This window comes from Pseudomonas sp. GL-B-26, assembly GCF_019947405.1.
GTDB lineage: Bacteria > Pseudomonadota > Gammaproteobacteria > Pseudomonadales > Pseudomonadaceae > Aquipseudomonas.
In genome coordinates, this window is sequence record NZ_JAGYGJ010000086.1 from 1 (window position 1) to 7683 (window position 7683).

3 protein-coding genes and 3 pseudogenes are annotated in these 7683 nt (G+C 57.0%); 1 reads left to right on the forward strand and 5 read right to left on the reverse strand.

Going from position 1 to position 7683, the window contains the following annotated elements; translation table 11 throughout:
* A pseudogene (locus tag KGB23_RS29795) lies at positions 1–372 on the reverse strand (hypothetical protein); the annotation flags it as partial.
* 175 nt (positions 373–547) lie between these two features.
* Positions 548–826 (reverse strand): annotated as a pseudogene (locus KGB23_RS29800) (EAL domain-containing protein); the annotation flags it as partial.
* Here KGB23_RS29800 and KGB23_RS29805 point away from each other — a divergent pair.
* Positions 822–1150: pseudogene (locus KGB23_RS29805) on the forward strand (type I secretion C-terminal target domain-containing protein); the annotation flags it as partial. The pseudogenes KGB23_RS29800 and KGB23_RS29805 overlap by 5 nt on opposite strands.
* 336 nt (positions 1151–1486) lie before the next feature.
* Here KGB23_RS29805 and KGB23_RS29810 read toward each other — a convergent pair.
* The 3 genes from KGB23_RS29810 to lapG all read right to left on the reverse strand — a co-directional run bounded on the left by KGB23_RS29810 (position 1487) and on the right by lapG (position 7472).
* Positions 1487–4660, reverse strand: a complete 3174-nt coding sequence (locus KGB23_RS29810) for an Ig-like domain-containing protein (protein ID WP_223433668.1) — start codon at positions 4658–4660, stop codon at positions 1487–1489.
* 141 nt (positions 4661–4801) lie between these two features.
* On the reverse strand, positions 4802–6742 hold the full coding sequence (gene lapD, locus KGB23_RS29815; RefSeq protein WP_223433669.1) for a cyclic di-GMP receptor LapD: 1941 nt from the start codon (positions 6740–6742) through the stop codon (positions 4802–4804).
* A 22-nt stretch (positions 6743–6764) separates the two neighbouring features.
* A complete protein-coding gene (lapG, locus tag KGB23_RS29820; RefSeq protein WP_223433670.1) occupies positions 6765–7472 on the reverse strand; it encodes a cysteine protease LapG in 708 nt (235 codons plus the stop codon).
* Positions 7473–7683 lie beyond the last annotated feature (211 nt).

A 7683-nucleotide genomic window follows, 5' to 3' on the forward strand; every position in this document is an offset into this window, starting at 1 on the left:
ACCCGGCCCCTCCCGGTGAAACCATGCCTGCAGGTCCTCAGAGGTACCGATGTTTTGCGAACCGTTGGTGACGGCGTAGTGGATGAGGTTCCGGCCTTCGCGCAGATAGTCCGCCGGGATTTGGAGATTGGCGGGTTTGTTTTCATCTCCTGGGTTCAGGTAGGTGTGGAAATCGACCTTCAGCTTGTTCACGTACAAAGTGATGGTCTGGCCCTGCTGGCTACCGGGAAAAGGGTCCACGACAGCTAAGTATCCGGAGTCCATCTTTGCGAGAATCGGGATGCCGCACTGTGCGTTGATCCCTCCAGGCACGGTGGTTTCCATGCCCTCGATCCTGACCAGATCCAACTTGAGAATCTCTGCAGCTGTCATGGCGTTACTCCTTGTCCGAGGTGCCCACGAGTTAAAAGCAAAGGGCGACGATGAGCGTCATGACACCTGATGTCGGATGATTTGCCTACTGTCAAATGTGACAGGTGGCGACAGGTTTAGGACGAACGGTCGAACCCCTTGCATCGGCTCCGGCGGCCCAATCAAACGTCCCATCAAGCTTTTTATTACTCTGCTCATCAATGTGACGGACGTACGCACCGTCGATTTTCAAATAGGCCAGACCTAATTGAGTCAGGTTGCCGATCTGGCCGAAGCTGCCGCCGAAATGCTGCAGACCGATGCGGTAACCGGTGTTGAGCAGGCTATGACTCAGGCGTTGCAGTTCTTCCTGAGGTGGCAGTTGGCGTTCGTCGATTTCCAGAATCAGCAACGGCGCGAGTTCGGGCAGCGATTCGAGCATGTCGAGGATGTGTTGCAGCTGCACTGGATCCTTCCAGTGGCTCAAAGGCAACAGCGGCCGCCGGGCACCGACAAACTCGACCTGTCGCAACTGCTGCAAGGGGAAAACGGCACCGCAGTGGATGATTACCTGCACTTCAAAGTCACTGGCAGCGGTGCCTCATTGGTCACCAGCATCGACGTCAGCGCCATGGCTGGTGCCGCGCCGAATCAGACTATTGATCTGGCGGGTGTGAACCTGGCCAGCCATTACGGCGTAACGCCGGGGGCGGGTGGGGTGATTGCCGGTGGGCACGATACGGCGACGATTATCAACGGGATGTTGAATGATCATTCGTTGAAGGTGGATACCGTGTGATCTGAAACGACAAAACCCGCCATCCCCGTAGAAAGGGATGGCGGGTTTTTTGGTGTTTGAGGGTTCGTCGTTCAGTTCGGAATCCATCCCTCACCCTAACCCTCTCCCGGAGGGAGAGGGGACTGACTGTGCGTGGCTCAAGTTATGAAACACACTCAAAAACCTGAGTTCCACACGATTTTTTCAGGTCGGTGTAACTCGACCAAACAACTTGGGCCGGTAGATAAATGCGTCCGCTTTTCCTCTTATGGCTGCCTACCCCAGATACTGAGGGAGACAGCCGTCGCGGATTAACGTTTTGCGTATCAAGATCACGACCGGCTTGGGGCTGGTAAGTTATGTTGTCAGTAAAGCGAACGCTCCCGAGCGGGTGGTGAACCATGCGTTTCCTTGATAATTGATGAATGGAGGTGCGCTTTGTCCGTATACGTGTGAGAGGGATGCGCCTCCTATGGCGCTCCCGCCAGAGGAGAAGCACATAAGTCCTTCATGCATCTTGCCACCCTGTGGGTTTACTACATAGGTCCGCGCTATCCACCCGTACATCTGGTAATGAGGTGGGTTGCTTACTTTGGGATAATCTATGCCTTCCGTTCGGGGGAAAAAGCGCAGGTTGGGATTTGGATACATGCCATATGTACGGCTGAACGCTGTGGTAATTTTGCTGGTTACGTCGTTTAAGGGGTACAAATTTATGTGACCCTGGGATCGGGCCCATGCTGTGGCTTGGTCGCCTGTTAACAGCGCGCTGTTTAATACGATTCTGTATACGTTTGTAACCCGGACATTGTATTCGGCAGATTGCCCGGACGCGTCTAGCACTTTTATGCTGGCGGTTCCGTTGCGCCGGCCGGTGACGCTTCCATCTCCAGAAACCTGCACGATGGTGGGATCGCTCGATTGGTAGGTATATACGGGTGTTCCGGACGTTGGTTGCCGGATTTTGGTATTGTTTTCGATGGTGTTCCCACTTTCTACCCACCCATTCACGTAAACTGCGACGCCATCCAGGATCATGGTGGACGTGTCGACGACGAAGGGGCGGGTTACCGTCAAGGTGCGTGGCGGCGTCGACACCGGGTTACTGCCATACAGCCCTTTGGCGGTGAAGCTATGTGCCGCCACGGTGAGGCCGGTGACCTGCTTGGTCCAGTCGCCGCTGGCGTTGACTTGTGCCGTCCCCTGGGACGTCGTCCCATCAAAAATCTCCACTTGCAGATTCCCCGTCGCTTTGCCCGCCAGGGTCACGGTGGTGTCGGTGGTCGTGCCATCCTGAGGGATCTCAATATTCTTCGTATCCTTCACGGAATTGATGGTCGGTGTGATGAGCGCGACTGCCTTGACCCTATAGACCTGTTCCGGAAACTTTGTAGCTGTCTGCGTATTGGGCACACCATCCAAGTTCACCCTCAAAAGGATGGTCAGTTCACTGCCATCCTCCAGCGTGTTTAACCACGTAAAAGGTACCAGTCGAGTCAGTCCCGACGCCGAGTCATGAGGTTCTCCTTTCATGTCGTTAAAAACAATAGCTCTGCCATTGGCATCAAACCCCTTGTACTCCAACCAGACATTTTGCCTCGGCACCTGACCCGGCCACTCGCCTACCCGTAGCTGATCCGTAGCCTGCAGTAGGGTCACATCCAGTTCCTGCCCTGATGCACGGTCTATGGTTGGAGTTGGCAAGCGCATATCCCCATCCGCAATTTTCAGCACACTCAATTTCACCACCGGTGACCTCCCTGCCTGCCCGCCACCCCGATTCAGATTCCACCGCGGCTCAAACACCTTTCCGTGCCGGGCCACCAGAAACGCTTGAGTCAAGAGAGTATTGACGCGCTTGTTGCTGTTGAACGCTACCAACGGAAACTGCGGTGAACCCGCCGGCGCATTGACCTCGACCAATCGCGCCCGGTCACCGTCCAGAGCCCCGAGGTATTCAATCCGGACCGTCACCCCTTCCGGATAGGCCAATACATCAATTGGACTGACCGCCGGCCTGACCAGAAACGGTGGCTCCAATACAATTTGCGCCACGTCGCCAAACATCAATTGCAGCAGTCGCGAAAACACCTCCACCTCTCCCGGGTTAGTCACCGTGCATTGCACGGCCAAAGGGGTGCTGGCGTAGGGGGCGATGTATTTGGCAGGCACCTGGAAGATGACGGGTTGTGTTGGGTCGACGACGATCTGTTGGAAAATGAACAGCGCCTTAATCCCGTCCTGATCGGTGGTTTGCCAATGAAGTTTGACGATCGCGCCTTTTTTCAAGGGCCAATATTCAGCGACCCGCACCGTGGCCGTGGCGGTGTCGACCGGTAGTTTGTTGTCCACCAGCGGATCGACAATCGGCAGGCCCAGTGGCTGGGACGTGCCAGTGAAGGTGGCATCGGCGGGTTTCGAGCGCTGAGTCTTGCCTGCTTTGGTCAATCTGTAGGTGGCTCGCGCCGAACCTCCAATCAGGTTGCGTACCCACTCATTCAATACCGGAAAGTCCACTGTTCTGCTCGCTGCAGCCAGCGTCACGCTGAAGGTGTGGGTGACGGGGTCGCCACCTCGGGTGAGCCCTTCCAGGGTTAGCTCAATCAGATCATTTTTTGCAAATACCCCGGTGACCAGGATCACCATGGCTTCGCCCGCAAGCCCATCGTGATGCACCACGTTGTCGGGATCGGCCCGTTCAAAGATCGGTGCGGCCAGCAACACCACACCGGGTTTGAACGTGAGGATGAGTGCATCCGACCAGCCGCTGGAGTTTTCCACCACGTCGAACACTTCCCAGCGCACCACCAGACTGTTGGTGGGTGCCAAAGTGGCGAGCATTTCCGATGTTAGTTCAAAGACAACATCCCCCAATACGGTGACGGTGGTCTCCAGGAGCAGAGACCCGAAGGCAAGCACCACCACGTCACCGATGGATTGATTGAAGTACTCCAGAACGGTCACGAACATGCCGTCATTGATCACTGTCTGATCGACGACGCTTTCCGAGGCTACGGGCAACTTGAGGCCCTGGTTGAATGGCTTACCACCGTCAGTGTCCGCTTCGCCCGGTGCTGGATGTTTGTAAAACATCTGAACAGGAGGCGATCCTTCGGAGGGATTGCCGCTCACGCGCTGAACCTCGAACCAGAAGTCCTTGTTCCCAAGGTTCAGAAACTTGGCTTCCATGTCTTTGGCGGAAATATAAAAAGGAATGTTTTTCGCGTTACCTTCAGCATCGAAATGCGCTTCGGTGACCGAAAATGCGGCGACGGGCGCGTTTTTTGTTTCGATGTAAACCTTGATGTTGTCGCCGATGGCCATATTCAGATAGGCCAGGATGTAAACCAGCAATCCATCGCGGTCGCCGTATACCATGTTGATGTTGATCCCCAAGGCACCGTCGTTCTGCGGTTTGAAGCCGGGCGGGTAGGGTGGATCGACAGCCAGTACGCCGATGCCGCGATCGGGCGGGAATACAACGATTTGTTGGTTGGAGGCAGGGCCAGCGTTTGTCATTGGGCTGTTCATGAATGTGTACCTTCCATAAGAGGCGCCCGGCTTCCCGAATGGGCGGCACCGATACGGTCAGATTAGATAACGCGCTCCAGCCTCTGCCTACTGTCATATATGACAGGTAAACCCACGTTTAAGACGAACGGTCTAACCGCATTACATCGGCTCCGGCGGCCCAATCAACCGGCCCATCACCCCAAACAATCCCAACTCCCGGATCACCTCCAGCTCCCCTTTGGTCTCCACCATTTCCGCAATCAACGGCAAATCAATGCTGTTGGTCGCCCGAAAAATAGCCTCGATGAACAGCTTTTTATCACTCTGCTCATCAATGTGGCGGATGTACGCACCATCGATTTTCAAGTAAGCCAGCCCCAGTTGAGCCAGGTTACCGATCTGGCCGAAGCTGCCACCAAAATGCTGCAGACCGATGCGGTAACCGGTGTTGAGCAGGCTGTGGCTCAGGCGTTGCAGTTCTTCCTGAGGTGGCAGTTGGCGTTCGTCGATTTCCAGAATCAGCAACGGTGCGAGTTCGGGCAGCGTTTCGAGCATGTCGAGGATATGTTGCAGCTGCGCTGGATCGCGCAGGGTGCTGCCGGACAGGCTTAACGCCAGGGGCCAACGATTGACGATGAGGTAGTCGAGGGTGGCTTCGAGCATGGCCAGGTCGAACCGGGCCGACCAGCCGAGTCGCTCGATCCACGGCAGGAAGTGCCCGGCGGCAATGGCCTCGCCCTGTGGGTCGAGCAGGCGCGCGAGGACTTTGTGATGCAGCACCTGGCTGGTGTCGGCGCATTGCACCACCGGCTGGAAATACAGTTGCATCTTGCCTTGGTTCAGGGCGTCGTCGATCCAGGTTTGCCAGTCGTTTTGGGACGGGTTCGGCGCGGTGATGGAATCGGCCAAGTGAACCCACGGGCGCTCGGGATGTTGCCGGGCTTCGGTCAGCGCCTGATCCAATCGGGTCAGCACGTCACTGGCCGGTTCACCGGGATGGTAAGGGGCGATCCCCAAATGCGCCACCGGCATGGCGTCGCTGGCGCCGGTCAGGCGCAGGTTTTCCAGGGTGGCGCTGATTTCGCAGGCCAGGCGTGCGGCGTCAGTGCTGTCCAGGCCTGGCGTCAGCAGGCTGAATTCACCGCCGCGATTACGCGCGGCTAGCCAGGTGCGACGTTCCGGTGGCTGGGTCAGGCGTTTGAGCAATTCGCCGACGGCGCTGATCAGCGCATCGGTGCGCTGGCCGCCCAAGCGTTGGTTGAGACCGACCAGATCGTTGATTCGCAGCATCAGCAAATGGCCGTCGCTGCTCTGCTCGGAGACCAGCAACTCGTCGGCCAACTCTTCATCCAGCAAGCGTCGATTGGCCAGGCCTGTAAGGCTGTCCTGATAGGACTCGACCCGCAGTTTTTCACTGCGTGCGACCTCTTCGGCGAACAGCGCCTTGAGCTTCTCGACCATCTGATTCATGGCCAGTACCACGCGTTTCAACTCCGGTGTGCGCGGCAGTTTCGGCAGGCTGAGGAACTCGCGTTTGCTGATGGCTTCGGCTTGTTTGACCATCGTGTCGAGTGGACGAAATTGCCGGCGCAGCAACCAGCCACCAAACACGGCGCTGAGCAGGCCGCACACCAGCAACCAGATCAGGCTGCCGAGGGTGCTGTCCCAGAGTTTGGCCAGGGCGAACTGCGGATTGCTCAACACTTCGACCCGTGCCGCCTGCACCCAGCCGCGCATGATCAGCGCTTCGCCACCGGGTGGGTGGAGGTTGACCAAGTTCACAAACCAGCCGGGAACGCCGTCGATTTGTCCCGGCGCGCTGCGCTCTACCAGCACCTGCGCATCCTCGATGTTGATGATCCGAATGCTGCTGAAATAACCGCTGTCGAAAATCGAGCTGACCATTAATTCGATCATGGCCGGGTCATCGATTTGCGCCGTCAACGACAAACCCAACGCGGTGGCGGCGTCCTGGGCGTGGGAGCGCAACTGGCCGAGCATCTGGTCGCGAGAGCTTTCCAGACTGACAAAAAAATTGCCGCTGAACGCCACCAGCAAGAACAGGCAAATGGCGAGAAACAACTGTTTACGCAGTGACATGAATCACTCCTTGCTCAGGTGGCTAGCCGTCACCCACGGCGAACCCTTCAGCCTGCATCTTTTTTAGTACGTCCTGCCAGCGCGACAGTTTTTTCGAGTCGCTGCTGCGTTTGCCGCCATTGGCTCCCGGCAAGTAAAGGCCTTCTGCGTTGAAGGCGTACACCGGTAGCAAGTCTTTGCGTTGGGAGGCGGGGCGGACCTCGCCGATCAAGTTGTCCAGCACCAGCGGATCGGCCGTGGGGCTGTTGTAGAAAGTCAGCACCATGTGCGCCTGGTTCTGGGTCAGGGCTTTCACGTAGGTGATGCGTAGTTTTTCGCTGGGAATTCCCAGGTAGCGCAGGCTGAAATATTTCGCCAGTGCGTAGTCCTCGCAGTCAGCGGCACCCTTGATCAGGGATTCGACGGGCGTGGCCCAGTAATCGGTCTGATGCCAGATGCGGGTGTCGTCCAGAAAGTTCAGTTGCTGATTGAAGAAGCGATTGACCGCGTTCAGTTGCTCGCGTTCGGGGGCGTTGACTTCGCTACTGAGCATTTGACTCCAGGCCTCGATCCTTCCCCGTCCCGGGCCGAGGGTGCCGTAGCGATCTTCAGCGGTTTGCAGAATCTGCGTAAAACTCCAGTTAGCCCAGACACTGCCCAGCCCGGCCAACAGAAAAGTGATCAGCAACAGCCATCCGCCGAGCCGAAGTCGGAGCGTTGACCATCCTGGACTACGCAGACTGCGGGACATGTCTGGCCGCTCGGGTGCAGATGCCTGAAGTCTAGGCGGTGTTTATTGAAAGGGAGGGTTGATCGTCGGGTTGGTATGCGGACTTGTAATTGAATGGACTCGCCCAAGCCGAGGCGTCTGTGCGCCACGGTGGCATTCTTATAGAAGCCAACGACAGCGAGGGCGAGGCCATGAAAAAGCATACGACGATCAATCAGTCTTTGTCAGCCGA